This is a genomic window from Eionea flava (assembly GCF_055393785.1).
Map to the genome: position 1 here is coordinate 2607137 of NZ_AP036018.1, position 26501 is coordinate 2633637.

General features: G+C 45.2%; 24 protein-coding genes. 12 read left to right on the forward strand and 12 right to left on the reverse strand.

Annotation, left to right across the window (positions count from 1 at the left end):
• Positions 1-32 precede the first annotated feature (32 nt).
• On the forward strand, positions 33-497 hold the full coding sequence (locus ACZ5O6_RS11290; protein WP_447091454.1) for a DUF6316 family protein: 465 nt from the start codon (positions 33-35) through the stop codon (positions 495-497).
• A gap of 137 nt (positions 498-634) precedes the next feature.
• On the opposite strand, the gene hisF is transcribed toward ACZ5O6_RS11290, so the two are convergent.
• A complete protein-coding gene (hisF, locus tag ACZ5O6_RS11295) occupies positions 635-1411 on the reverse strand; it encodes an imidazole glycerol phosphate synthase subunit HisF (protein ID WP_447091453.1) in 777 nt (258 codons plus the stop codon).
• A gap of 124 nt (positions 1412-1535) precedes the next feature.
• On the reverse strand, positions 1536-3653 hold the full coding sequence (gene lpdA, locus ACZ5O6_RS11300; RefSeq protein ID WP_447091452.1) for a dihydrolipoyl dehydrogenase: 2118 nt from the start codon (positions 3651-3653) through the stop codon (positions 1536-1538).
• A gap of 156 nt (positions 3654-3809) precedes the next feature.
• Here lpdA and ppk1 point away from each other — a divergent pair, with 156 nt between their 5' ends.
• The 3 genes from ppk1 (at position 3810) to rho (ending at position 8078) form a co-directional block, all read left to right on the forward strand.
• The gene (gene ppk1 / locus ACZ5O6_RS11305) at positions 3810-5909 is read left to right on the forward strand and encodes a polyphosphate kinase 1 (RefSeq protein WP_447091451.1); all 2100 of its coding nucleotides are present in this window, start codon (positions 3810-3812) and stop codon (positions 5907-5909) included.
• A 164-nt stretch (positions 5910-6073) separates the two neighbouring features.
• The gene (gene trxA, locus ACZ5O6_RS11310) at positions 6074-6400 is read left to right on the forward strand and encodes a thioredoxin TrxA (RefSeq protein ID WP_447091450.1); all 327 of its coding nucleotides are present in this window, start codon (positions 6074-6076) and stop codon (positions 6398-6400) included.
• A gap of 418 nt (positions 6401-6818) precedes the next feature.
• Positions 6819-8078, forward strand: coding sequence for a transcription termination factor Rho (rho, locus tag ACZ5O6_RS11315; RefSeq protein WP_447091449.1), 1260 nt, complete (start codon positions 6819-6821; stop codon positions 8076-8078).
• Positions 8079-8174: 96 nt separating this feature from the next.
• Here rho and ACZ5O6_RS11320 read toward each other — a convergent pair whose 3' ends face one another.
• Positions 8175-9428 (reverse strand): BaiN/RdsA family NAD(P)/FAD-dependent oxidoreductase, encoded by a 1254-nt coding sequence (locus ACZ5O6_RS11320; protein ID WP_447091448.1) that lies wholly within the window; start codon positions 9426-9428, stop codon positions 8175-8177.
• A gap of 378 nt (positions 9429-9806) precedes the next feature.
• Here ACZ5O6_RS11320 and ACZ5O6_RS11325 point away from each other — a divergent pair, with 378 nt between their 5' ends.
• From ACZ5O6_RS11325 to ACZ5O6_RS11345, 5 genes are all read left to right on the forward strand, one after another.
• On the forward strand, positions 9807-10265 hold the full coding sequence (locus ACZ5O6_RS11325) for a PilZ domain-containing protein (RefSeq protein WP_447091447.1): 459 nt from the start codon (positions 9807-9809) through the stop codon (positions 10263-10265).
• A gap of 24 nt (positions 10266-10289) precedes the next feature.
• On the forward strand, positions 10290-11366 hold the full coding sequence (locus tag ACZ5O6_RS11330; protein ID WP_447091446.1) for an alpha/beta hydrolase: 1077 nt from the start codon (positions 10290-10292) through the stop codon (positions 11364-11366).
• Positions 11367-11538: 172 nt separating this feature from the next.
• The gene (gpmI, locus tag ACZ5O6_RS11335; protein WP_447091445.1) at positions 11539-13089 is read left to right on the forward strand and encodes a 2,3-bisphosphoglycerate-independent phosphoglycerate mutase; all 1551 of its coding nucleotides are present in this window, start codon (positions 11539-11541) and stop codon (positions 13087-13089) included.
• On the forward strand, positions 13086-14150 hold the full coding sequence (locus ACZ5O6_RS11340) for an acyltransferase family protein (RefSeq protein ID WP_447091444.1): 1065 nt from the start codon (positions 13086-13088) through the stop codon (positions 14148-14150). The genes gpmI and ACZ5O6_RS11340 overlap by 4 nt, the downstream gene beginning before the upstream one ends.
• Complete coding sequence (locus ACZ5O6_RS11345; protein ID WP_447091443.1) at positions 14143-14640, forward strand: MEKHLA domain-containing protein; 498 nt, start codon at positions 14143-14145, stop codon at positions 14638-14640. The genes ACZ5O6_RS11340 and ACZ5O6_RS11345 overlap by 8 nt, the downstream gene beginning before the upstream one ends.
• A gap of 46 nt (positions 14641-14686) precedes the next feature.
• On the opposite strand, the gene ACZ5O6_RS11350 is transcribed toward ACZ5O6_RS11345, so the two are convergent.
• Positions 14687-14860: a DUF6435 family protein gene (locus ACZ5O6_RS11350; RefSeq protein WP_447091442.1), complete on the reverse strand. Its 174-nt coding sequence runs from the start codon at positions 14858-14860 to the stop codon at positions 14687-14689.
• Between the two features lie 351 nt (positions 14861-15211).
• Here ACZ5O6_RS11350 and ACZ5O6_RS11355 point away from each other — a divergent pair, with 351 nt between their 5' ends.
• Positions 15212-15973, forward strand: a complete 762-nt coding sequence (locus ACZ5O6_RS11355) for a DUF4344 domain-containing metallopeptidase (RefSeq protein ID WP_447091441.1) — start codon at positions 15212-15214, stop codon at positions 15971-15973.
• 5 nt (positions 15974-15978) lie between these two features.
• Here ACZ5O6_RS11355 and hemH read toward each other — a convergent pair whose 3' ends face one another.
• A complete protein-coding gene (hemH, locus tag ACZ5O6_RS11360; protein WP_447091440.1) occupies positions 15979-17073 on the reverse strand; it encodes a ferrochelatase in 1095 nt (364 codons plus the stop codon).
• Between the two features lie 94 nt (positions 17074-17167).
• Here hemH and ACZ5O6_RS11365 point away from each other — a divergent pair, with 94 nt between their 5' ends.
• On the forward strand, positions 17168-17353 hold the full coding sequence (locus ACZ5O6_RS11365; RefSeq protein WP_447091439.1) for a CPXCG motif-containing cysteine-rich protein: 186 nt from the start codon (positions 17168-17170) through the stop codon (positions 17351-17353).
• Positions 17343-17732, forward strand: a complete 390-nt coding sequence (locus tag ACZ5O6_RS11370; protein WP_447091438.1) for a sirohydrochlorin chelatase — start codon at positions 17343-17345, stop codon at positions 17730-17732. The genes ACZ5O6_RS11365 and ACZ5O6_RS11370 overlap by 11 nt, the downstream gene beginning before the upstream one ends.
• 235 nt (positions 17733-17967) lie before the next feature.
• Here ACZ5O6_RS11370 and ACZ5O6_RS11375 read toward each other — a convergent pair whose 3' ends face one another.
• The 7 genes from ACZ5O6_RS11375 to ACZ5O6_RS11405 form a co-directional block, all read right to left on the reverse strand.
• Positions 17968-19590 carry a choice-of-anchor I family protein gene (locus tag ACZ5O6_RS11375; RefSeq protein WP_447091437.1) on the reverse strand — a complete coding sequence of 541 codons (1623 nt, stop codon included), beginning with the start codon at positions 19588-19590 and terminating at the stop codon, positions 17968-17970.
• A gap of 103 nt (positions 19591-19693) precedes the next feature.
• Positions 19694-20974 (reverse strand): UbiH/UbiF/VisC/COQ6 family ubiquinone biosynthesis hydroxylase, encoded by a 1281-nt coding sequence (locus ACZ5O6_RS11380; RefSeq protein ID WP_447091436.1) that lies wholly within the window; start codon positions 20972-20974, stop codon positions 19694-19696.
• Positions 20974-22251, reverse strand: a complete 1278-nt coding sequence (gene ubiH / locus ACZ5O6_RS11385) for a 2-octaprenyl-6-methoxyphenyl hydroxylase (protein ID WP_447091435.1) — start codon at positions 22249-22251, stop codon at positions 20974-20976. Before ubiH ends, ACZ5O6_RS11380 begins: the two co-directional genes overlap by 1 nt.
• A gap of 15 nt (positions 22252-22266) precedes the next feature.
• The gene (pepP, locus tag ACZ5O6_RS11390) at positions 22267-23589 is read right to left on the reverse strand and encodes a Xaa-Pro aminopeptidase (RefSeq protein ID WP_447091434.1); all 1323 of its coding nucleotides are present in this window, start codon (positions 23587-23589) and stop codon (positions 22267-22269) included.
• A 383-nt stretch (positions 23590-23972) separates the two neighbouring features.
• On the reverse strand, positions 23973-24575 hold the full coding sequence (locus tag ACZ5O6_RS11395; RefSeq protein WP_447091433.1) for a UPF0149 family protein: 603 nt from the start codon (positions 24573-24575) through the stop codon (positions 23973-23975).
• Positions 24576-24684: 109 nt separating this feature from the next.
• On the reverse strand, positions 24685-26070 hold the full coding sequence (gene chrA / locus ACZ5O6_RS11400) for a chromate efflux transporter (protein ID WP_447091432.1): 1386 nt from the start codon (positions 26068-26070) through the stop codon (positions 24685-24687).
• A 10-nt stretch (positions 26071-26080) separates the two neighbouring features.
• Positions 26081-26416 (reverse strand): rhodanese-like domain-containing protein, encoded by a 336-nt coding sequence (locus ACZ5O6_RS11405; RefSeq protein ID WP_447091431.1) that lies wholly within the window; start codon positions 26414-26416, stop codon positions 26081-26083.
• Positions 26417-26501 lie beyond the last annotated feature (85 nt).

Sequence of the window (26501 nt, forward strand, 5' to 3'; positions counted from 1 at the left end):
TTCCAACTTAGTTTCGTTTTAGGTACATGGACATGACAATAGTAGACAACGAAAACAAACTACCTTTGCGCTCTCAAGAGCCCACCTGCTCTCACTTACGCAGCGAACGCTTTTTTCAGCAAGAGAATTATTGGTACTTTAGAACGCGCGAAGGCCTAGACATTGGCCCATTCGATCAACAAAAGGACGCTGAAGCCGGCTTATTGGGCTTCCTCGGATTTTTACAGCAAGCACAAGAGGACGTTGTGACTAAAATTACGACTTACATCAAATTACAATCCCGCAAAAACGAAACCATCGATGTACCCAAGCGCAGCGATCGCTTATTTAATCAAAATGATTATTGGTACTTTCGAACCCGTGAAGGAATGGATATTGGCCCCTTCGATACCCGTGGCGATGCCGCCATTGGCGCCAAAAGCTTTATCGGTTTCTTAGAAGACGCAAAACCAGAGCTGGTATCTCGCGTGACCAATTACATCAAGGTCGTTGCATAGAACAACCCCATTTTAGTTAGATAATAGATAACAAAAAACGCCGGCATATACCGGCGTTTTTTATTGCTGCTATTTCGACAACCAAGTCTAAATAGCTTAATACCCGCAGACGTTACAGCCTCAAGTCAATCGCTACGCTAATCTCTCACTTCAATACCGGCCTGACGCATATAGGCCTTAGCATCAGGCACACTGTATTCACCAAAGTGGAAAATACTCGCCGCGAGTACCGCATCGGCACCTCCGTCCACAACCCCATCAACTAAGTGCTGCAAATTACCCACACCACCTGAAGCAATCACCGGAATAGGTACCGCATCGCTAATCGCGCGTGTTAACGCCAAATCAAACCCGCTCTTTGTGCCATCTTGATTCATACTTGTCAGTAAAATTTCACCTGCGCCGTAATCCGCCATTTTTATCGCCCACTCAATGGCATCGATACCGGTAGGTTTACGACCACCGTGCGTAAATATCTCCCAACGCTTTTCTGTATCACTAGGTGCGCTCACCTGTTTCGCATCAATAGCAACCACAATACACTGCGCACCAAAGCGCTCAGAGGCTTCTTTAACAAATTCTGGGGTAAACACCGCTGCAGAGTTAATGCCTACCTTATCGGCACCCGCATTTAGCATGGTGCGAATATCCTCTACCGTACGAATACCTCCACCAACGGTTAATGGGATAAACACTTCCTTAGCTATACGCTCGACCGTATGTACTGTCGTCTCCCGCCCTTCGTGAGTAGCGGTAATATCAAGGAAAGTAATCTCATCAGCGCCTTGCTCATTGTAGCGTTTGGCAACCTCGACGGGGTCGCCTGCATCACGAATATCAACAAACTGAACACCTTTGACAACACGACCATTTTCCACATCAAGGCAGGGAATAATGCGCTTTGCTAATGCCATAATCTTTCTCAAATAAATATAAGGTTACTACACACCCATGGATACGTGCAGAAAGCGCGCATTGTAATGCTTCATAACCATAAAGTCAGCGACATTCAATGATGGCCGACTTTGCGACCAACCATTAACGCATCCAACCATGAAACCGTTCCAACAACCTCATCGTCCACGGTGCTACATGCGCTCGCTTCCATTCTCCGGCCACATATTTGTTAGCCTCGCTCATCGTAGGATAAATATGAATTGTTCCTAAAATCTTATTGAGGCCGATATTGTGCTTCATTGCCGTCACAAACTCGGTAATGAGTTCACCCGCATGCGCACCAACAATAGTACAACCCAGAATACGATCACTACCCTTAGGGGTTAGCACCTTCACAAAACCGCGCGCCTCACCATCAGCGATAGCACGGTCTAAATCATCAATATCATAGCGAGTCACTTCGTATTCGATGCCTTTTTCTTGCGCCTCCGTCTCGCTCAAACCCACTCTTGCGACTTCAGGGTCGGTAAACGTCGCCCAAGGAATCACCTTATAATCAACCCGAAACTTTTTGAACTTACCAAAGAGTGCATTTACCGTGGCATACCATGCTTGATGTGCCGCCGTATGCGTGAATTGATAAGGGCCTGCCACATCGCCACACGCGTAGATATGCGGGAAGCGCGTCCGTAAATAGTCATCCACCAGAATGGTTCCTTGCGGTGTCGTTTCAATGCCTAGCGACTCTAAGCCAAAGCCCTCTGTATTCGCTTTACGACCTACCGCCACAAGTACACGGTCACACTCGACCACTTGCTGGCCACTCCCATTGCGCAAGCTGGCGACAATGGTTTGCCCCTTTTTCTCAAAACCAACAATTTGCTGATTAAGCAAAACTCGCACACCTTCTTGTTGAAAGCAATCAAGCACGTATTCGGATACATCTTCGTCTTCCCGTGGCATTAGTCGTGGCGCCATATCGACTAAGGTCACCTCAACACCTAAGCGCTGAAAAGACTGCGCCAACTCACAACCGATAGGCCCTCCACCCATCACTAATAAACGCTTCGGATAATCTTTTAATGACCATAGATTGTCTGATGTCAGCGGATCAACCTGACCCAAACCCGGAATAGGCGGCACAAATGGCCGCGCACCGCTAGCGATAATAATGTTCTTTGCCGTTATCACTTCGCCATTAACCATAACACCGTAAGGAGACACCAATGTCGCCTCACCTTGCACACACTCAACACCCAACTGGGTATAACGCTCTATCGAATCATGAGGCTCAATATCTTTAACCACCTGATTCACCCGATTAAAGACCTTATCGAGATTCACCTTACCGGTTGCGTGTTCAATACCCAAACTATCGGCATGGCGAATAAGGTGATTCGCTTTCGCTGAACGAATTAACGCTTTACTCGGCACGCAGCCGGTATTTAAGCAATCCCCGCCCATTTTGTGCTTTTCGATTAATACCACCTTGGCTTTAACTGCCGCAGCAATGTATGCGCTCACTAAGCCACCACTGCCCGCACCAATAACAACCAAGTTAGCATCAAATTTTTTGGGCTTTGTGTAAGGCTTTAATGCAACGTACCGGCGATACTTATCAACCGCCCAACGCACAATAAAAGGGAAAATAGCCAGAGCAATAAAGGCACCAATAATAGAAGGGGTGAGAACCCCGCTGGCACTCAACTCTTCTACCGCACCCAGTTGCGCACCGGCATTCACATAAATAATGGTGCCAGCAAACATACCCACCTGACTCACCCAATAAAATGTTGTCGTTTTAATTTTCGTCAAACCAAACACTAAATTGACCACAACAAAAGGGACGGCGGGGATTAAACGTAGAGTAAACAAATAAAAGGCGCCATCACGCTCAACACCACGGTTGATCGATTCAACATAGCGACCGAATTTTTTTGCGACCGTATCGGCAAACAGGGTACGTGCGACCAGGAACGATAGTGTCGCCCCCAAGCTACTCGCAAAAGAAACCAGCAACACCCCCCACCATAAACCAAATACAGCACCACCAAGCAGCGTGATGATGGCAGCGCCGGGCAATGATAGCGCTGCGACCAATACATAAAGCACAAAGTAAATTGCAGCAGCACGCCAAGGGTCTTCGGCAAACCATTGCTGAAACAATGACAGCGACAAATATTGCGCGCCATCAAGCCAAAAGAAAGCAGCAATCAGTGCGGCCACAACAATAAAAACAAAGAGCTTTTTAATCGACATAAGACATTCTACGGTTAATGAGAGTACATTTAAAAGAAACACAGCCGCTTAAGGCCAGTTAACAGGCCTTAGAAGCATAGCAAGCAATGAAGTTCCACAAAACTGTCATGTACGTTGCTTATACTCATATAGCCAACTAATCTATTAATAAACATTATGAGTAAAACACCTTCGGACATGACACCTAAAGCCCGCGTTAGTGACGATACTATCGATATATCACAGCCACAGTACTACCTGAACCGTGAGCTGAGCCATTTGGCATTTAACGAGCGGGTGCTTGCACAATCTCTTGATAAATCACATCCACTACTTGAGCGTTTACGCTTCTTACTCATTTTTAGTGCTAACCTCGATGAGTTTTTTGAAATTCGCGTTGCTGGCATACAACAGCGCTTATTATTACAAAGCGAGGTGATTGATATTGATGGCTTACATCCTAATGAAGTCCTGCAGACCATTAGTGAACGCTGCCACCGAATGATCACCCAGCAATACCAAACGCTAAACGATGCATTGTTACCCGCGCTCGCTGAAGAAGGTATCTTGTTTCTAACTCGCGACATGTGGACACAAAAGCAGCGTGAGTGGGTGGAAGAATATGTCAAACATGAAGTGTTGCCGGTCATTAGCCCCATTGGGCTGGATCCCGCACACCCATTTCCTCGACTGGTAAACAAGAGCCTAAATTTTATCGTATCGCTAGAAGGTAAAGATGCCTTTGGTCGAGATACTGGTTTAGCGATTATTCCCGCACCCCGCTCCCTACCACGGCTCGTCCAGCTACCCGCTGAACTATGCAACGATCAAACGTGTTTAGTGTTTTTATCGTCGATGATTCACGCCAACGCACACAAGCTCTTCCCCGGCATGAAGGTCAAAGGCTGCTATCAATTTCGTATCACTCGCAACGCCGACCTTAACGTCAACGAAGATAGCGAAGATCTAGCTCGCGCATTGCGGGGCGAATTACATTCTCGTCGTTTTGGCCGCGCCGTAAGACTTGAAGTTGCCGATAACTGCCCTGAAGCCTTAGTGAATTTTCTACTCAACGAAGCAGGACTTAGCCAAGATGAACTATATCAAGTCAATGGCCCGGTTAATCTAAAACGCATGATGGATGTCATGGAGATAGTGACGCGCAGCGACCTGACCTATCCCGCAATGACACCCGCCATCCCTAAAGGTTTAGGTACTAAGGATTCAATTTTTGAAACCATCGCAAAAAAAGACCACCTGTTATTACACCCCTACGAATCGTTCGCGCCCGTTATTCACTTTTTACAAGAAGCGGCCAAAGATCCAGACGTTATCGCCATTAAACAAACCCTCTATCGCAGCGGTAATCACTCCCCTATCGTCAGCGCACTGATCGAAGCTGCACGTAACGGAAAAGAAGTTACTGCAGTCATCGAACTACGCGCACGCTTTGATGAAGAAGATAACTTAAATCTAGCCGCATCACTGCAAGAAGCCGGCGCACTGGTTGTTTACGGCGTAGTAGGCTACAAAACGCACGCTAAGATGAGCTTGGTAGTGCGCCGAGAAAACGCACAATTCACTCGCTACGTACATCTAGGCACCGGCAATTATCATGCGGGCACTGCGCGGGTGTATACCGACTATTCTCTATTGTCTGCCGACAAACAGGTCGCTGAAGATGTTCACCGTATTTTCCACCAACTAACAGGCATGGGAAAATCCGAAAAGATTATCAAGGTACTTAATGCGCCCTTTAATCTGAAGGAAACCATCCTAGCGCTCATCAAGCAAGAAACCCAAGCGGCGCTAGAAGGCAAAAAAGCCCGCCTAATCTTTAAAGCCAATGGCTTAACCGAACCTAAGATTATTCAAGCGCTTTACAAAGCCTCGCAAGCAGGTGTGAGTATTGATTTGATCATTCGCGGCATGTGCTGTCTAAGGCCGGGCATCAAGGGGGTGTCAGACAATATCCGTGTTCGCTCCATTGTCGGACGCTTTCTTGAACACTCCCGCGTTTATTATTTTAAACACGCCAGTCCGTCGTTTTATTGCTCTAGCGCAGACTTGATGGAGCGCAACCTACATCGCCGCATCGAAACCGGGTTTCCTATCGAAAAAAGCAGCATGGCAAAACGTATGCTACAGGAGCTGGAATACTATCTTGATGATACTTGGCAGAGCTGGCTATTAGATAGCGAAGGCGACTATCAGCAACAACGAATTGACGCTGATAGTGCGGTACAACAACAATTACTCAACAAACTCGCGCAATAAGTCCAAAGAATGATGATTTTTAACCGCTTTCTCCTGTCTGTCTCTTGTCTATTGACGCAACAATCCTTATTATCTTCGGCTTATTATATCGGTGACTAACATACCTATGTGTAAACAGGTCACCTCTTGGTAATCCCCCACTCTCATAACTGGAGAAAGTTAATATGAGCGACGCAATGATTCACGTAACTGATGCGAGCTTTGATCAAGATGTATTGGCAGCACAAGGGCCGGTATTGGTCGACTTTTGGGCCGCATGGTGTGGACCGTGTAAAATGATTGCACCCGTTCTCGATCAACTCGCGGGTGAATATGCCGGCAAACTCACCATTTGCAAAATGGATGTCGATGGCAATAAAGAAACACCTGCCAAGTTTGGTATTCGTGGTATACCCACGTTAATGATTTTCAAAAATGGCAATATGGAAGCACAAACCGTTGGTGCACTATCTAAGCCTGACCTTGAAGAGTTCATTAAGACAAACATATAATGCTCAAAAAGCAGCCACAACTCGCAAGCCTATAAATGTTGTGGCTATCTATTGATAGCTTATTTGATGAAAACACGCGGTATTCGCTTGCGCCGCTCTTCAAATACGCTATACTGAGAATCAATCCAAAATTACTTGTGGTCCACCCCAGATAACAATTACTCATCGGGGTCACATCGAAACCACTGCAAACTACCGACTCTTATTAATCTCGCAACGCATAAACCGCGTATTTACGACACTAGAGTATGTACCATGCAACGCCCCTTTGTGAAAACGTCCGGCAAGTAATTCTATAAAACAACGACTGAGCATATCTAATTATTAATAATCAGCTACTGACTACATGCTCACACCTAATTACTCTCTTACACACTAACCTCATATTTATTCTCTCAATTACCTCAAAGCACACCTTATGAATTTAACCGATTTAAAAACCAAACCCATTGAAGAACTGATCAAAATCGCTAAAGAGATGGGGCTCGATAATGTAGGCCGCTCTCGCAAACAAGACATTATTTTCAATATCCTCAAACGGCACGCAAAAGGCGGTGAGGACATCTACGGCGATGGCGTGCTTGAAATACTGCAGGATGGATTTGGTTTTTTACGCTCGGCGGACAGTTCATACTTAGCGGGTCCCGATGATATTTACGTATCACCCAGCCAGATTCGCCGCTTTAATCTACGCACTGGCGATACTATTTCGGGAAAAATTCGACCACCGAAAGAAGGCGAGCGTTACTTTGCTTTATTAAAAGTGAATCAAATTAACTTTGATAAACCAGAAAACTCACGTAATAAAATCCTTTTTGAAAATTTAACGCCGCTATTCCCGAATGACCGCCTCACATTAGAAGCAGGTAATGGATCAACCGAAGATTTAACCGGTAGAATTATTGATTTGGTATCACCTATTGGTAAAGGCCAGCGTGGACTGATTGTTGCGCCGCCAAAAGCCGGTAAAACCATTATGATGCAAAACATTGCGCAAGCCATTACGCGCAATAATCCTGAGTGTCACTTAATTGTTTTACTCATCGATGAACGCCCAGAAGAAGTCACCGAAATGCAGCGCTCAGTACGCGGTGAAGTGGTTGCCTCTACGTTTGACGAGCCACCTTCGCGTCACGTACAAGTGGCAGAAATGGTGATCGAGCGCGCCAAACGCTTAGTAGAACATAAAAAAGATGTCATCATATTATTAGATTCCATCACCCGTTTAGCCCGTGCTTATAACACCGTTATTCCTTCATCCGGTAAAGTACTTACCGGTGGTGTTGATGCACACGCACTAGAACGACCTAAACGTTTCTTTGGTGCTGCGCGAAATATTGAAGAAGGGGGCAGCCTTTCTATCGTTGCCACCGCTCTCATCGACACCGGCTCTAAAATGGATGAAGTCATCTATGAAGAATTTAAAGGTACTGGTAATTTAGAACTTCATCTTGACCGTAAAGTCGCCGAAAAACGTGTTTATCCCGCTATTAATGTTCGTCGTTCAGGCACCCGCCGTGAAGAACTACTGATTAAAGAAGATGAACTACAACGTGTTTGGATTTTGCGTAAGCTACTCAACGACATGGAAGATGTCGCTGCGACAGAATTTTTAGTCGACAAACTCAAAGACTTTAAGTCTAACGACGAGTTTTTCTTATCGATGAAGCGAAAGTAAAAAAATAAAGTGTTACTTAAAAAGCCGAGATAAACATCTCGGCTTTTTAATGTGCACATAACTTAGGCTACAAACTAGATTCTAACAACTTCAACATCACACATACTGTGCCGCGCAATAGCCACTCGCCCATGCCCACTGAAAATTGTATCCCCCTAACCACCCAGTAACATCCAACACTTCGCCAACAAAATACAAGCCCGCTGTATTTTTTGCCTCAAGTGTCTTAGAGGAAACATCGTCAACATTAACTCCGCCTTTTGTCACCTCGGCTGTTTTATAACCTTCCGTGCCTGCGGGTACACATTCCCAGTGGTGGAATACCCTCGCAACATTTTCTATATCGTCTTTAGAGTATTGCACTACTGCCTTTTGATTAAGCGTCGCTAAAAAAGGATGCATTTCCAACCAAGCCAATATCAATCGTTTAGGTATGTGACGCGCAAGAATATTTTTTAATTCGCTCTTATCATTATCACTTTGGCACTGTTGTAATATGTCGATTAACGACGCCACCGGTAAAAGATCAATCGTTAACGCATCACCCACTTGCCAATAATTAGATATTTGTAAAATAGCGGGGCCACTCAAACCTTTATGGGTGAATAATAAGGCTTCCGAAAAAGATTGATGGCCACAAGCCACACGTACAGGCAAAGCAACACCCGCTAAAGACTGCATCATTGATAACAACGCATTCTCGTGCGTATTTTTAAACGTGAATGGGACTAAAGACGCGTGACGGGGCGTTACACGCAAGCCAAATTGTTTAGCAATATCGTACCCAATACCCGTTGCCCCCATCGTCGGAATCGACAAACCACCAGTTGCAACCACCAAAGAATAACAAGAAAATTGACCCAAACTGGTTGTGACGACAAAACGTATCGCTTGTGCTTTATGTCGTACCTCATCATTCTCAGAATCAACCATGTCATCGACAGCGTCAATACTTTCTATATCGCACTGTGTGAAAATATTAACGCCTGCAGCATCGCATTCAGCGAGTAATATATTCAATATATCTTTAGATTTATTATCGCAAAATAGCTGCCCTAATGTTTTTTCGTGATAAGCCAACTCATACTTAGCAACCAGTGCTAGAAAGTCGTACTGCGTATAGCGGCTTAATGCGGAAATACAAAAGTGTGGATTACTTGATAAAAAGTTTTCTGGCTCTACAAAATAATTGGTAAAATTACAACGCCCACCGCCAGACATCAAAATTTTCTTACCGACTTTATTCGCATGATCAACAATAGTAACCGAGCGTCCACGTTGCGCAGCCTGAGCTGCACACATTAAACCGGCAGCGCCACCACCAATCACTAAACAATCAACATACTGCATATATTTCTACCATCTTAAGATAGGCGTAGTTTATCGGCTTTGTTTTGGCAATACCAATAACTCATCTAGAGCCGTAACAGTGACCACCCGTTTTCTAGAGCGGCTAATACCGTATCGAATAAGCAACAAAAAATTATGGAACCTCTGAGTAAGTCTGAGTGAAATTTTCGGTGAGATAAAAATGAGTCATTTGAGGCGAATATTGACGGCAATAGCCCTCTATTGGCGAAATATTCAACAAAAAATGGCGCGTTTTTAGCCAGCGAAAAATCACGCATGACTTGTTCAGAGATTCCCTATATCTAAGGGTAACGATTCACTACCGAATAATGAATTAGGTGCTATCCTTAAAAGTAAGTACTATGAGTAACCATCACCATGACAACTGAACACCTTTCAACCGACAGACAATTCATTCGACACCCATCTAATATACCCTTAGAGTACTGCGTGACGAACGAACCAAGCTGTAATACCGATATTGTTTGTAACATTAGTGAAGGCGGCTTAAGTTTTCATTCTCATGAATATATTGCACCGGATAAATGGCTACATTTATATATTCCTTTAAGCGAAAATTATTTTGAAACTGATGCCCAAGTTCGCTGGTGTGAAAGATCGATCGCGCACTCATCAAATGACGAACACTATCATGTAGGCGTGAGTTTTTGTGGTAGTGAATTAGCATTTTCTGCCCGTATGGTAGAACAGGTGTGTCATATTGAAGAATACAAACAACGAGTCAATGAAAAAGAAGGACGTGCCTTAAACAGTGATCAAGCAGCCGCGGAGTGGATTGAAAAATATGCCGATACCTTCCCTAGCTTTCATCATTGATAGTTCGCTTTTAATACTCTCGACATGATGATGACACCGACCAATAACACACCGCTTTTTTATCAAGAAAAAACTGCTTTCTTGAAATCGCTCCCGCTATACGTCTCATCTCATCCTGCTGCAGATACCTCATCGTCGCTGCTCGATAGCTCGCCGCGATTAGTTAATTACTTACATCATTACGGCCTTGATGAGGTGACCAGCACTCGCTCTCAATATTACGCTATTTGGCAATCGCCCATTAGTACCGCCGAAGGCACTTATGCGATTGTTCAGCAATATTGGCAGGCAAAAACCACATCCGACGCATCAGCTTCTGCAGGCACTGTTGTTATTGCCCATGGTTATCTAGATCACTGCGGACTTTATGGGCGATTAATTGAATGGAGCCTACAACAAGGTTACGACGTACTGTGTTTTGATTTACCCGGTCATGGACTCAGCAGCGGTGAGGCGGCGTCCATCAAGCATTTTGATACTTACACCGATGTACTTGAACAAGTGTTAACCTCGCACGCTACGCTTTCTCATGCAACAGCACCTAATGACAATACGCATTGCCGACAATCACTCACCACCCCCTATATTGCGATAGGGCAAAGTACTGGCTGCGCGGTCATTGCTAATCAGCTACTACGGCAACGACAGATTTTTGAACACGCCATTTTTCTTGCACCACTGGTACGCAGTTTTCAATGGCAGTGGCTACGCTACTTACACAAAGCGCTTTCACCCATCATTCATTCCATTCGCCGTCAATGTATTGCGTCCAGTCACGACAATACCTTTAATGACTTTTTGCACAACCAAGACCCACTACAAACAAAAAGAATACCTCTGACATGGCTAGGCGCGATGGATCGGTGGCAACTCTATTGCAAGCAGCAAAAGCCAACGAACAACAACGCAACACTGGCTATTATTCAAGGCACGCAAGACACCACCGTAGACTGGCAGCACAATATTAAAACACTGCACCGTATTTTTCCTCATGCTCGAATACATTATGCAGAAGGCGCAAAACATCACCTAGTGAATGAATCACCGGATTATTGGAATAGAATCGCGCATCTATTAACATTAACCTTCAAGCAACAATAAGATCGAAAAAAACATTGATTGCCGCCGTTTAACACCGTCCACCTCACGATATGCCATCAATATTTTTATTGCTCCATGAAACGGGCACGTGAGTATGCTCTATCCGCATATATCGTCTTCACGTATAATCAGCCGTCTTTATTTCTTCCCCCCAACGAGGCAATCACTAGCTATGGGCAAAAAAACTGTTGCGCTTTTTATTCTTGATGGCTTTGGCTACTCAGAAACCTCAACATCCAATGCAATTGAAGCGGCTAACTGCCCTAACTGGGATCGGCTCTGGAACACTTATCCTCACAGCTTAATTCAAACCTCTGGTCTAGCGGTTGGTTTACCGGATGGTCAGATGGGCAACTCAGAAGTCGGGCACATGAATTTAGGGGCTGGCCGTGTGGTCTATCAAAACTTTACCAAAATTGATAAAGCCATCGCTGACGGTGATTTTTTCACCAACACTGTTCTTACAGACTCCATCGATAAAGCTATCGCTAGTGATAAGGCTGTGCATATTATGGGCTTGCTTTCTCCCGGCGGCGTGCACAGCCACGAAGATCAGATCGTTGCCGCTATTCAACTGGCAGCTCAGCGCGGCGCCCAGCGCATTTATTTACATGCCTTTCTTGATGGACGTGACACCCCTCCACGTAGCGCCAAGCGCTCACTAGAAAAACTGCAACAGACTTTCGACACCCTGGGCAAAGGACATATTGCCTCGTTGATTGGCCGTTACTACGCCATGGATAGAGATAACCGTTGGGAGCGCGTGCAACAGGCGTACGACTTGCTGACTCAAGGCACCGCCGAGAACATCGTCGATAACGCTATCGCAGGACTCGATCTCGCTTATCAACAAGACAAAGACGACGAGTTTTGCCCAGCAACGTCTATTCGGCCTAATGGCGAAGCGGCAACCATCAGCGATGGCGATGCCGTTCTGTTTATGAATTTTAGGCCTGACCGCGCCCGTGAATTAACGCGCGCCCTTATACAAGATGATCTTGATAGTAGCCTTGATCGCAGCGTCTACCCTAACATTGATAATTTTGTCATGCTCACCGAGTACGCCAGTGATATCGCCGCCCCCTGCGCTTATCCACCCGAAAAGTTAACCAATACACTCGGCGAATACTTAGCACGTAATAATAAAACCCAATTACGCATTGCCGAAACCGAAAAGTATGCCCACGTAACGTTCTTTTTTAGTGGCGGTGTTGAAGCTGAATACGACGGTGAAACTCGTATTTTAGTGCCGTCACCCGATGTCGCCACTTATGATCTACAACCGGAAATGAGCGCACCAGAAGTCACCGACAAACTGGTTGCCGCTATCGAAAGTGGCGAATACGATGCCATTATCTGCAATTACGCCAATGGTGATATGGTCGGACATACCGGCAAGATGGACGCCGCCATTAAAGCGGTGGAAACGCTGGATACCTGCCTACAACGTGTGACTGACGCGATACTACGTGTCGATGGCGAATGCCTGATCACCGCTGACCACGGTAATGTTGAACTAATGGTTGATCCAGCAACCGGCGGCCCCGTAACGTCACACACTAACGGGCCGGTGCCACTCGTTCATGTATCTAACAACGCACAAGCCGGGACTTTAAAAGAAGGGAAGCTATCAGATATCGCGCCAACACTACTCACATTATTAGATATGGATGTTCCTGAAGAAATGACCGGGGAAAGCCTCATAAGTAGATCAACACATTGAAGTCATCATCCGGCAAATACTTCATAGGCCTAGACCATATAAGAGCCGCCGCTGCCTTTCTCGTATTTACATGGCATTTTATTCATGTAAATAAAGGCAATATAGCTGCCCCGCCTATATTCCCCCTGTCATTGCTGACCGAAGGTCATACAGGTGTCGGACTTTTTATGGTCTTGAGCGGTTATTTATTTGCCAAATTACTCAATGGAAAAAAGATCCTCTACGGGCAATTTATATGGAATCGATGCCTACGCCTTCTTCCATTACTTATAGTGGTAATTTTTATAGTCGGCCTAAGAAAATATTGGGCCGGTGATGACATTATTAACTACGCAAAAACCATTTTTTCAGGCATTCTCATGCCATCTCTACCCAATGGCGGTTGGTCAATTACTGTAGAATTTCACTTCTATTTACTACTACCCGCACTACTACTGTTAACTCACCAATGGCGTTATTCGCTACTCCTTACTGTCGGTATAGCATTATTATTAAGAACATGGCTTCATCATGACATGGGGCAAATACAGACATTATCTTACTGGACAATAGTAGGGCGTATAGATCAGTTTACTCTAGGTATTTTAGCGTTTTATCTTTGCCATATAGTTACCGAAAAGCACGCATTTGTATTATGCATAACCCTTTTATTTGCTATCTTTTACTGGTATTTTGACTCATTAGGCGGTTTTTATGCTGCTCCCTCGTATCCTTCACCAAGCTCAATTTGGATTTACATGCCCACCCTTGAAGGGGTCACCTACGCCATTGTTATTGCGTGGTATGACACATCATTTCGCCATACCAAGAGCAAAACTTCATCATTTTTTGCACGTATAGGCACATACTCATATTCTATTTACTTACTTCACTTTTTTATCGTTTTTAAAATGGCAACTATAATCGACACTTACATTATAAATTTATCAAATATTTATTTGGCTATAACATTTGCAATACCTTGCTTTTTACTGATGATACCTATTGGCTATATGAGCCATCGGTTTATTGAAACTCCATTTTTACGTTACCGAACAAAGTACATTATTCATCGTGAATAAGCTTATCAACGAACAAAATGACTTCGAAAACTTACACATGCAGTTATTGGAGACTCAAACTCAGCAAATCTTATCTAGCTTTCAAAAAGCAACGGAGAAACAGCTAATTTCTACTGAAGATAAGACACTTCCTGTCAAAGCGCTATACCACGCGCCGTTTTGTGTACTTTCACATAACACCGATGACGACCCTATCTTCAATTACGGCAACCAATGCGCCCAGCAACTCTTCGAAATGAACTGGGACACACTCACCTCGCTACCGTCTCGCCTATCCGCAGAATCCATCACGCAGCAAGAGCGCGACCACCTACTCGCTCAAGTCAAACGGCACGGTTTTATTGATGACTATCAAGGCGTCCGTATTGCGGCATCAGGTCAGCGATTTATGATTGAGCGTGCGACCGTGTGGAATATCTATGACGAAGAAGAGCAATATCGCGGCCAAGCAGCCGCACTTTATCAATGGTCGATACTAGAAAGCCGTTAGACAACGAGGGGGACAGAAAGTCTGTTGATATTGGGATTGGCAGTGATCAGGATTCCTGCTTGAGTGCCTGTATCTCGGCTAACACTTTTTCTGCCTCGGCAGTGATCATTGAATAGCTCTTAATATCGCCCTTACGCTGAAATTGCATCCCTTCTTCGAGTAGCTTCTCATATTTTGCCTGCAGTTTTTTTTCTGGATTTGCTTTAAATAAACCAAACATAGGATCACCTTAAATTGCTTCAACAGCGATGAATAACAATAGACATAAGCATCTATCAACTTGTAGAAGAATCATCACAACTCAGACATTCTACGTATAATAGAAAATATTAGTTTTCTCGTATTAGGAACCTCTGGATAAGTCTGAGTGGAATTTTCGGTGTGATAAAATGAGGGGATTTGAAGCGAATATTGAAGGTAATAGCGAGCTATTGGCAAAATATTCAATGGCTTTCGCTCCTGCTAACGCCAATTACCTACGTCCATGTAGGCAACGAAAAGTCCGTGCATTTTAACCAGCGAAAAACCATTCATGACTTGTTCAGAGGTTCCCTTAGCAAAAGGCCAATGTATGCTGAACTACACAATCCGACTGCTGGCCGCCCTAACATTCGTCGTTATGGCAACCAAGCCTGTTTATGCCGATATTATTCTAAGCCTTGAGAAGCCAACAACGGCTATTGAGACTGATATTTATGAGCGCTTACAAACATCAGAAACTCTGCATACGGCCATGGAGTTTATGAGCCAGTATTTTTTAACGCCCGATGACGTATCGTTATCATTTGGTAGTTACGAGCGAATCTGGCATCAGAACGGGCGCATCGAAATTCCCTACCTTTTTATCAAAGACACTCAAGATAACTATCGCAGCACCCGCTTTGCTCATAAAAAGACGCATATCGATACTTACACCGGGAATGTGTTATTGCATGTTATTTTGCATGAATTCGCCCATGCATTAATTGGCCAATATAATTTACCGATAGTAGGCAGAGAAGAAGATGCTGCGGATGCGTTTGCCGACGTGATGCTGATTCACTTCTTCGATCGAGGGGCTGATGTGGTGATTAGCGCAGCCGATCTATTTTTTATTAATGACAAACGTACACCGCGCTTTGTGAAGGAAGATTTTTGGGGCGACCATAGCCTCGACAAACAACGCTATTACCGCAGGCTTTGTCATGCTTATGGTAGCAATCCTTCACAATACAACGCCATTAAACACCAAGCCCGTTTTACAGAGCAAAAAGCAGAGCGTTGCATTGCCGAATATCACCAAACAAAAACACGGTGGCTCACGCTGCTACAACCGACTTTTCGGCGACCCTAGTCTTCTTATGCTAGCGCTTTATCCGTCGAAGCCTCTTCATAATGGCGCTGTGAGGCTTCACCCTCATGAGCGTCAGGCATCGACCACCCCTGTAACTGCTCACCAATTAATTGTGTCAGCGCATCAATATGGCTCGATGTAGCATTAAGCGCAGGAATATATTCATAGCGCTCACCACCGGCTTCCATAAAGTATTCGCGATTTTCTTCGCCAATTTCTTCTATCGTTTCCAAACAGTCAGACGAAAACCCCGGACAAACAATCTGTACCGACCTAACACCACTCTCCGGTAGCGCTTTTAACGTATGATCCGTGTACGGCTTTAACCATTCTTCACGGCCAAATCGCGATTGAAACGTTGTCATATATTCATCTTTTTCCAAGCCCAAACGTTCCGCCAGTAAGCGCGAGGTTTTATAACATTCGCAGTGATAAGGATCACCATTTTTAAGATAACGCAATGGGATACCATGATAAGACATAATCAACTTATCCACTCGACCATGGGCTGCCCAATGCGCTTCGATACTTGTTGCTAGCGCATCAATATAGGCAGGGTAATCGTGGTAGTGGCTAATAAAGCGAAAATCCGGCAGCCAACGCCGACGAGTAAAGTCTTCAGCAATCGCATCAAACGTAGAACCGGTTGTCGCGGCTGAGTATTGAGGGTATAACGGCAGCACCAGTAACTGGCGCACCCCTTGTTGCTGCATGGTTTCTATCGTTTTAGATACCGAAGGCTCACCATAGCGCATGGCAAAAGCCACAATCATGTCATCACCGTACTTCTTTTTTAATTGTTGAGTGAGCGCCTGACATTGATTTTGCGTATGAGTCATCAGAGGGGAGCCCTCATCCGTCCAAACCGTTTGATAAGCCGCCGCTGAGCGACGCGGGCGAATACGTAAAATGATTCCATGTAAGACCAATCGCCAGATAATACGCGGTACCTCTACCACACGTGGATCAGCCAAAAACTGACCTAAGTATTTGCGTAAGGCTTTAGGCGTCGGCGCCTCTGGCGTACCTAAATTAGTGATTAAAACACCCACTTTAGGTTGTTGCTGGTGAGAAAAATTGGCTTGGCCGCTATATTTCATCGATGTATGCCTAATTATCACGCCGCTAGATCGCGGCAAAAAATAGAATCATTATTTATCAAAGCAATTGTACGCAAAACGAGAAAAATTGTTCATGTTAAACACAAAAAAATGCCACTGCCCCTATTGCGGTGAACCTATCGAACTCGTGATTGATCCATCGGAAGAAGAACAAGAATATATTGAGGATTGTTTTGTGTGCTGCCGACCCATAGTTGTTAATGCCTATATCACCGGCGACGAAGTATCTGTAGAGGTAAGAAGCGAAAATGATGTCTGAGAAAAGTAATAAGACCGTACTCATCGTAATGGCACATGGGAGTAGAAAATCCGAAGCCAATCAAGAGTTTGAAGCACTCGCCAGAGATATTGCAACACAAAGCCACGGCTATGCGGCGGTTAAACCCTGTTTCTTAGAATTAGCGACACCCAAACTGGCCGATGCCGTCGAAGCATGTATAGGTGCGGGACATACACGATTTGATGTCTATCCCTTATTCTTTAATCAGGGAAATCACGTCACGAAAGATATTCCACGGCAAATAACGCAACTGCAAACTCAATATCCACACTGCCACTTTCACTGCCTAGAATACTTTGGCCTTTACAAGCAACTCAGCCAACAAGTGTTGGTACATATTGACCAGCAGCGGCAATAACCAAAGATAAATATGTACAGCTGATACCGAGTCTAGCTCGGCATGACGAAGGAGACCACATCATCAAAGCCCGAAGCGATAAGGTACTGGGGCAAACTCAATATAGCGCGGGAGCTTGACTCACAAAAGCGTATTGCGTCGTCATTCCGGACAGCATCTTTTCGCTGATCCGGAATCCATCACCGCTAAAGCATCAGGTCAGATCAAACAACTCCCTAAACATAACCTAACGCACTTATCTTCTACCTTTCCAGCGACGATCAGCCACGGTCTCGATGGCATATAGCGTTGTCGTACCACTCACTTCATTAGCCACAACTAATAAAGGTTGGCGTATCGGACTATGCTTCGCACTAATAAATGCAAAGCCTTCAGGTGCCACATCACCGGCCGTACCTGCATCAACGTCACCATCTAACAAGCTATTATTCGCGTAATGCACAAAATGTGATGTTTCTGGGCGAGTAATATCATAGATCATCACACCACCCGTACGCTCTAAACCAATAAATGCATAGGTGCGCTTACCCACTTTACCGATGGTTAAGGCTTCAGGCTCCGCCCCTTTATCATCACTACGCTTATCATTCGCATTAAATAATTCTGCCGATAGATTCGCTGTAATGCGTGCGAAGTCAGCACCACTATCAAAAACTAGCTCACCCGTATTCGCATTAAAAATAGAAAATGAGCGGCCACCATAGGCAAATATCTGATCAACATCACCATCGTTATCAAGATCACCATTAGCCGTGGTTGTTTTTAATCGGCCGAGCTGATCCTCATCTTGCAATGAAGGAAAACGAGCAAGCAACGATGGATCAAGAATTAAATCATCCACGCGAACTTCTTCAGAATACCCATCATAATCACGCGCATCACCTTCATTCGCCGTGACCAAATACGTCTCACCATCCACCGTATAGCTTGCAATAGAATCAGGTTGATAAAAACCCTTAACCGGCCAAGGCTGTATAGCAACGGCATCATCTTTATCGCTTGCATCCATCGCGCTGTAAATAGAATCGAAAGATTTAACGCCTAAACCAACAATGTCGGTCACTTGCGCTGAAGGCAAATCAACAATGGCGTACGCATTGTTTTCTTGTAACGCCACATACGCCGTTTGTGAATCATCAGAAATCGCCACATATTCTGGTTCTACATCTTGTGCGACACTCGCGTTCGGCCCAAAAATACGTACCGAGTCATCCAGCGTTTGTGAATTAAACGCCGTAAAGTCTGCGGTTTTCACATCCGCCCGTGTCATTTTTTTAATCGGCTTTTGAATACTAATAATACTCACCGTGCCTTCAGGGTCGATTGTGTAATCATCATTCGGCTCACCCTCATTAGCGACAACCAATGTTTTTCCGTCAGGAGAAAACGTCAACATATCCGGCAAAAAACCCACATCTAACGCATTGAGCAAACGACCGTGCCGATTAAAAAACACAACCTTACCCTCAACACCCACATCGTTAGCCGCAACAGCGACAGCCACAATACCTTTGTTCACAGCAACACTGTTTGGCTCACCATAGGCAGAAAGATCTAAAGAAAATAACTTATGTGGACGACGAGGATTGTAAATAGAAAGCACATCAACACTGCTATCTTTTGCATTGGTCACAAAAACGCGCTGACTGCGTGGATCGTGTGCAACAATTTCTGCGGCACTTTCATCAATCAAACCGCTGTCGTAAGTACCTAATTTTTTTAATGTAATAGGAGAAACCGTTTCACTAAACGCGATACGGTGCCGAGGAGTAAAGTCATCGCTTGCTGTACTGCTAACAGAAATTAATGTGCTTGCAGCAATAAGTGCGCCGCTAAAAAAGCATCGATAATATCTCATTGATAACCTACCTTATTATATGTTGTATGAAATAAGGTTGTAGATTACATAATAGAAATGACAATTTAGTGACAGGCAATCATGAATAATACCGCCCTATCATTTAGTCTCTTATCGCTCGTTTCGTTAACCAATTTTTTAGTGGCGCCAATTGATTCACTTTTTTAAGCCCCACATTGCGCAACCAACGCACGGCTATATTGCGATGGGAAAATAGACGTTTTAAACCTTCCATTAACAACATCACTTCTAGGTTGTTAGCTTTACGCTGGCGTTGATAACGGCGCAGTAGTGAGGGCTCATTCACAGTCAATCCGCGTTCAACACCACGAATAAGTTCTGCCACTAATGCCTGCGCATCTAATAAGCCAAGATTAACACCCTGCCCTGCTAATGGATGAATGGTGTGAGCTGCATCACCCACTAAAACAATATTATCTTTGACATAATCGACAGCATGACGTTGATGCAAAGGAAAGCAATAACGTTGGCTGACGTACTCGACATCGCCTAAACGATGCTGAAAAGCACGGCTCAATGCGCAACAAAAATCATCTTCATTTAATTGCATCATTTCGTCGGCTAACTCACTGTCTAACGACCAAACAATAGAACAGTAGTTTTCCGATGGATGATCTAATGGCAAAAACGCGAGTGGGCCAGTGGACAAAAAATTTTGCCACGCCGTTAACTGATGGGATTTCGAAGAGCGTACCGTAGCGACGATCGCCTTGTGCTCATAACTCCATTCGCGCGTTGGTATGTCCGCTAATTGACGAATAGTCGACTGGCCACCATCTGCTGCAACCACCAGCTTTGCCGATATTTGCTCACCGGTTTTGCAGCTTAGTATTATATTCGATGAGTCACCGGTTTTTTGATGGCACTGCTCAGCTTCTTGAGTAATGGTTTCAATCTGCAAACCATGAAACATTGTGACTTCATTTTCTTCGTCCATTAAGCATTCGTAAACCGCACCTTGTAGCAATGCGTTTTCGACAATATATCCTAAATGCGTTTGCTGAATATCCTCAGCAGAAAAATGAATGTTAGCCGTACCATCGTTATCCCATACGTGCATATCGGTGTAAGCACAGGCACGTCGCTGCTTAATATTATCCCAAATACCTAACTGCGCAAACAGCGTTTGAGACGCATGGGTAAGTGCAACAACGCGAGGATCAAATTGTGGGTTTTCTGTAGTATCAAAACCAACTATATTCTCTAGTGATGTCGGCGCATCACCCCCATCAACCACCGCGATACGTAACGCTTGAGTGCTCGGTGATTGCGCTAATAGTGCGGCAACACTGCTACCCACCAAACCGCCACCCACAATGACAATATCGAATACTTCATCTGTAGATTTTTTCTCGACAGACATTATGCTAGCCCCATCATCTGTTGTGCCAGTTGATTTTTTGCCATGGGTATCGCCTGTAAACTTAGCAAACCACACTGTCGAAAAACGGAATGCGATAAGGTCGTAGAAGAGAATGCTTTTACTAGAGAATCGGTCAGCGCAATGGTTAACTGCTGATCTTTTTCACGACAGGTTTGATAACGATTGAGCAACGACAAATCCCCCACAGATTCTTGATGATTGTCGGCCAAGGTTTTTGCAAGCACAGCGCAATCGCGTAATGACAAATTAAACCCTTGCCCCGCTACCGGATGTAAAAAATGTGCCGCATTACCCATCACCACGATACGCGAACGAATTTGTTCTTCTGCTTCGATTAATGTGAGCGGGTAATGATAACGACTGCCCACCTGTGTTATTTGCCCTGCGCGATAACCCATGGTGTTTTGTAACTGTGCCATAAAATCCGTATCGCTGGCCTGACATAAGCTTTCGGCGACATCGCTATTTCGCGTCCAAACGATCGCCGCGCGGTGCTGTCCGTCACAATCACTCAATGGCAATAACGCTAGCGGCCCTTGCTCGGTAAAGCGCTCGTAGGCAACGCCTTTATGGACTTGTTTAAGTGCAACATTGGCAATAATAGCGGACTGTTGATATGCCGTTTTTTTAGCGGCAATGCCTAAGGACTGACACAATAACGAGTCAGCTCCATCGGCAACCACTAACAAGCTCGCATGTACACACGGCGATGTTTTTTGAGTATCGCTCGCAACGGTTAGCTCAACATGGTCAGCTTTTATTTTGCAGCACTCCACACTTGCCGGTGCAATCATCGACACTCGTGTATCGGGTAATTGTTGTAACAGCGCACGACCTAGATGACGATTCTCGACCACATACCCTAGTGCATCGACCGAGTAATCATCTGCATGAATGCGAGTATTGGCGTAGTGGCCGCGATCAGAAATATGAATCGTATTAATCGCTTCCGTTTCAGCCGCGAGTGATGGCCACACATTAATGGCCTTAAGCAACTCAGCACTGCCTGCACTGATGGCCGTCGAGCGGGCATCAAAGCTGGGCTGTTGCAGCGCGTTATGTGATGAATGATGGGTGTCGGAACTAGGAAAAGCAATTTTTTCAATTAAAGAAATCGCACACGATTCGGGTAACTGTTTGGCCAGCATTAACGCCAAACTTAAACCGACCATGCCACCACCCACTATGGCGATGTGTTGATTTTGAGCATTCTCTGTAAGAGAATCTTGCGTCGTTGGCGTGGATGAATGGTTCATCGTGTATTCCAAGCCTTACACCGGTTCAGCCATCAGTGCTTCGATGGCGTCAATGGTTTTGGGTACGTCTTTTGACAGCACCTCGTTGCCATCTTTAGTAATGAGTACATCATCTTCAATGCGCACCCCAATACCGCGCCACTTTTTAGCGACGGTTTCATCGTCAGCAGCAATATAAATACCCGGCTCAACGGTCATCACCATATTGGGTTCTAGTAAACGCCACTGACCGTCGATTTTATAATCACCCACATCATGCACATCCATGCCTAACCAGTGACCGATACGATGCATATAAAAACGTTTATAAGCCATCTCTGTGATTAAGGTATCAAGATCGCCACTGAGCAAACCTAAATCTAATAGACCTTGCGTGATAACCTTAACCGAGGCCTCGTGTGGCTCGTTCCAATGCCTGCCGGGAACGGCGACGGTCAATGCGGCTGTTTGTGCCTCCAAAACGATTTGGTAAATGGCTCGCTGCGCATCCGAAAATTTTCCGTTAACGGGGAAGGTACGCGTAATATCAGCCGCATAGTGTTCAAGTTCACAACCGGCATCAATGAGTACTAAATCGCCGCTTTTCATTTGGCGGTTATTTTCGATGTAGTGCAAGGTACAGGCGTTATGACCACTACCTACAATCGTCGTGTATGCCGGCGAACGAGAGCCTGCTTTCATAAAACCGTAGAGCAGCTCGGCTTCTAGCTCATATTCATACTTTCCTGCAGCGGCCACTTTCATCGCGTGGCAATGTGCTTGCGCGGATATTTCTGCCGCTTGGCGCATAATGCGTATTTCTGCCGCACTTTTAAATAAGCGCAAATCGTGCACGATATGGTCTAGATCTAAGAATTCACCCGGCGGTGTCGCTCCAGAGCGTGCTTTTTCCCGCAAGCTATTTACCCAACCCATCACCTGCTGATCAAATTGCTGATCACGACCTAGTGAATAATAAACACGTTCACGCCCTTCGAGTAGGCCGGGCAAGATATCGTCAATATCACTAATAGGAAATGCATCGTCCGCACCGTACTGAGCACAAGCGCCATCTTGACCTGCGCGATAACCGTCCCAAATTTCACGATCACGATTTTTCTCACGGCAAAATACAATCGTTTCGCCATGTTCGCGACCCGGGATAATCACCAACACTGCTTCGGGCTCGGGAAAGCCACTGAGATAGAAAAAATCACTGTCTTGGCGATAAGGGTAATGCGCATCGCGATTACGTATTTTTTCACCGGCTGCCGGTAAAATTGCAATGCTGTTAGGCGCCATATGTTCCATTAGCGCTTTACGGCGACGGGAAAATTCTTGCTTGGTGATTTGAGTCATAGGTAAGTATCTAGTTTAAAGTAACTAATTAAGAGCATGCAGTTGCCATAAGCATAATATAACTACGAGTATTACTACTGGTAACATCGCTATCAGTTCTATTTTATTGTGGTTCGCTAATCGTGACAAAAACCTAAAAAATAGCACGCTTGCTTGCATAGCACCTATGAAAGACAACAATACCGTTACCGCAAAACCCATTGTGAAATCGATAGACTTCCCTGTCGGTAAAGCACCGTAACTAAATGATAAATATCCAAGCTCATTCAACGTTATAAATAGCCCCACAACAAAGACTAGCAAACCAAATACAAGCAGAAAAACACAAACAACACCTAGGATTTTACGCATGGCAATGGGCATTTGTATTATTCAGCTATAGGCTAATGCAACGTCGGTAAATCATCTTCGTCGATATGGTTCTCGGCGTAAAAGTGCATCGCGGCCATGCGGACGTATTCGATTAAATCAGAATAGTCTTTTTCTTGTTCTTCTTCGTCCTCTTCGTCGCTCACGGCGGCTTGAACAATAGCGGCCATATCGCGTAGTGCGTCGGCGGCATCGCTAGAGAATTCTTTGTTCGGATCAATGCCCGCTGTGCCGAATCCACCTAAAAATCCATGACACCACTCGGCAAGTGCTTGTGTGCGCTGATCAAGATCGGTGTCATTTTCAGGAAGGAGCAATTGCATGTCATACATTCCAGAGGTCAATTGTTGACGAGTCACATCGAGTAGCATAGCGACTTCATCTTGCGCTTGGCCATCAGGGGTGTCAGTTAAATCAAGAAACTCCCACGCGGCTTGTAGCCAGTCATCACGAGTGAGCTGCGCGCCACCGCAGAGTTTTCCACAAAGCAGACCATGCAGCTCGGCAGGGCTATTCACGGCGCCATAGGGCATGAGTAAATTACAAAAATCATCAAAGCCCAAGCAACTAGCAGCAGGATTGATGTCGGTGGTGGTATCGGAAGTGTAATCGGACAAGTGCGTGCCTTTATATATAAAGTGAAAAATGCGCTGATTATACCCCCAATAAGGCATCCCAGCACAGACGATTATTCACAATGCAACGATGGCACGCTATATCAATACGCTAGAAAAGTGCGCTGATCAGTACCGCCAAGCTTGAAGAAGCCAACAACACAGCAAATACACTCCAGCACCGTTTTAGTAACAAATACGCATTGATTATCATGAGCAGTGCCACCCCACCATTAATGCTACTGAATACCGGTTGCCATAGATGCAAATTAAGCGTGACGTACTGATTCGATAATAAAACCCACTGATTTTGTTGGATCTCTTGAAATAGCACATGCAGGGCAAACCAAATAGATAGGCTGAGCATAACCCCAACCACTGCAGCAGTAATAGCAGAAAGCGCGGCACGTAATCGCGCTTGACCACTCAGCCAATCTAGATACGGGCCGCCCGTAAAAATCCATAAAAAACAAGGCACAAACGTCACCCACAAGGCGACTAACGCACCGACAACACCCAGCCACCAACCACCTTCGCGATAGGCCGCAAAAAACCCCACAAACTCGGTGACCAAAATCAGTGGCCCGGGGGTCGTTTCAGCTAACCCCAAACCGGCCATCATCTCCCCAGCCGTTAACCAACCTTTAACGGCCACTACATCTTGTGTCATATAAGCGAGTACAGAATAAGCACCCCCAAAAGTCACTACGGCAAGAGTAGAGAAAAACTGAGCAATCTCCGATAATACGGGAATGCCTATCCAGTAATCCAATGCCATCACTGGCAACCACCAGACAGCCAAACCGATCACTATCGTCGTTGCCGTTTGCTGAAAACGGGGGCGTAACGACGGCGGAGATACCGGAGTATGAGTGGCTGAACCATCCAATGAAGACGGCGACAATACCGCATGACGAAAAATCACACCGCCCATCAATGCGGCACCCAAAATAACGAAGGGGTAAGGAATATTCAGAAAAAATAGACTGATAAATGCTGCACCCGCAAACCACCAATGATGAGCAGAGAGCAATGCTTTTTTTGACACACGCCATAGTGCTTGAACAACAATCACTACCACCGTCGCTTTAATGCCCACAAATACCATCGCCACTAGAGGCACATCGCCCATAGTGATATAAAGCGTCGCCAGTGTAAGTATGACAACGGCGCCCGGCAGCACAAACAACAAACCCGCAAGCAAGCCGCCTAAATAACCATTCAACCGCCAGCCTACATAAGTGACCAACTGCATCGCCTCTGGACCCGGCAACAACATGCAAAAATTTAAGGCATTTAAAAATTGAGTTTCCGATAGCCAACGGCGCTGCTCGACTATTTCACGATGAATTAACGCAATTTGTGCTGCAGGGCCACCAAAAGATAGCAAGCCGATATGTAACCATATCGTTAGCGCTTGCGATAATTGTGGTGTTGCAGGTATAGCCTTAACAGGCCCTGTAGCAAACTCACCGCCTTCTTTATCGATTTCTGACATTCTATATTCCCTAAGGCAACTCACTTAGCACATCATGAACATGCTCTTCAGTAGAAGCATCACACCATACATAGCTACCCCCTTTTAGGATTGCATGAGCACGCAATAACGCAGCCGCACCGACAGACAGCTTTAACCCCTTCTGGCAAACGACGATAACTTTTTTTTGGGTCAGTTCTGTGACAAGGTCGGGAATACATTGGTGAGAATAGCGGCGAGCGCTAGGGATGAGATAAGGGTCACTTTCAAAGTCATCATCAATAGAAACATCGATAATAACTGGACAATCTGGAGTACCAATAAGGCGAGATAATTGAGCGACAGATATTTGCTTGAATGATGGCATAACGCATCCTTCCTCTAAATAGTTATTTTAAGGTTTATGGATGCGAAACTTAAGCCGAAGCCTCACGGGGTGTTCGCAACCCCTT

Bases quoted from the DNA above. Each gene is read 5' to 3' on its own strand.
- ACZ5O6_RS11290 (WP_447091454.1), top strand. From the start codon at position 33: ATGACAATAGTAGACAACGAAAACAAACTACCTTTGCGCTCTCAAGAG.
- ACZ5O6_RS11365 (WP_447091439.1), top strand. From the start codon at position 17,168: ATGTTAAACACAAAAAAATGCCACTGCCCCTATTGCGGTGAACCTATC.
- rho (WP_447091449.1), top strand. From the start codon at position 6,819: ATGAATTTAACCGATTTAAAAACCAAACCCATTGAAGAACTGATCAAA.
- ACZ5O6_RS11355 (WP_447091441.1), top strand. From the start codon at position 15,212: ATGCTGAACTACACAATCCGACTGCTGGCCGCCCTAACATTCGTCGTT.
- trxA (WP_447091450.1), top strand. From the start codon at position 6,074: ATGAGCGACGCAATGATTCACGTAACTGATGCGAGCTTTGATCAAGAT.
- ACZ5O6_RS11330 (WP_447091446.1), top strand. From the start codon at position 10,290: ATGATGATGACACCGACCAATAACACACCGCTTTTTTATCAAGAAAAA.
- ACZ5O6_RS11325 (WP_447091447.1), top strand. From the start codon at position 9,807: ATGACAACTGAACACCTTTCAACCGACAGACAATTCATTCGACACCCA.
- ACZ5O6_RS11320 (WP_447091448.1), bottom strand. From the start codon at position 9,428: ATGCAGTATGTTGATTGTTTAGTGATTGGTGGTGGCGCTGCCGGTTTA.
- gpmI (WP_447091445.1), top strand. From the start codon at position 11,539: ATGGGCAAAAAAACTGTTGCGCTTTTTATTCTTGATGGCTTTGGCTAC.
- hisF (WP_447091453.1), bottom strand. From the start codon at position 1,411: ATGGCATTAGCAAAGCGCATTATTCCCTGCCTTGATGTGGAAAATGGT.
- ACZ5O6_RS11350 (WP_447091442.1), bottom strand. From the start codon at position 14,860: ATGTTTGGTTTATTTAAAGCAAATCCAGAAAAAAAACTGCAGGCAAAA.
- ppk1 (WP_447091451.1), top strand. From the start codon at position 3,810: ATGAGTAAAACACCTTCGGACATGACACCTAAAGCCCGCGTTAGTGAC.
- lpdA (WP_447091452.1), bottom strand. From the start codon at position 3,653: ATGTCGATTAAAAAGCTCTTTGTTTTTATTGTTGTGGCCGCACTGATT.
- ubiH (WP_447091435.1), bottom strand. From the start codon at position 22,251: ATGAACCATTCATCCACGCCAACGACGCAAGATTCTCTTACAGAGAAT.
- ACZ5O6_RS11405 (WP_447091431.1), bottom strand. From the start codon at position 26,416: ATGCCATCATTCAAGCAAATATCTGTCGCTCAATTATCTCGCCTTATT.
- hemH (WP_447091440.1), bottom strand. From the start codon at position 17,073: ATGAAATATAGCGGCCAAGCCAATTTTTCTCACCAGCAACAACCTAAA.
- ACZ5O6_RS11370 (WP_447091438.1), top strand. From the start codon at position 17,343: ATGATGTCTGAGAAAAGTAATAAGACCGTACTCATCGTAATGGCACAT.
- pepP (WP_447091434.1), bottom strand. From the start codon at position 23,589: ATGACTCAAATCACCAAGCAAGAATTTTCCCGTCGCCGTAAAGCGCTA.
- ACZ5O6_RS11380 (WP_447091436.1), bottom strand. From the start codon at position 20,974: ATGTCTGTCGAGAAAAAATCTACAGATGAAGTATTCGATATTGTCATT.
- ACZ5O6_RS11375 (WP_447091437.1), bottom strand. From the start codon at position 19,590: ATGAGATATTATCGATGCTTTTTTAGCGGCGCACTTATTGCTGCAAGC.
- chrA (WP_447091432.1), bottom strand. From the start codon at position 26,070: ATGTCAGAAATCGATAAAGAAGGCGGTGAGTTTGCTACAGGGCCTGTT.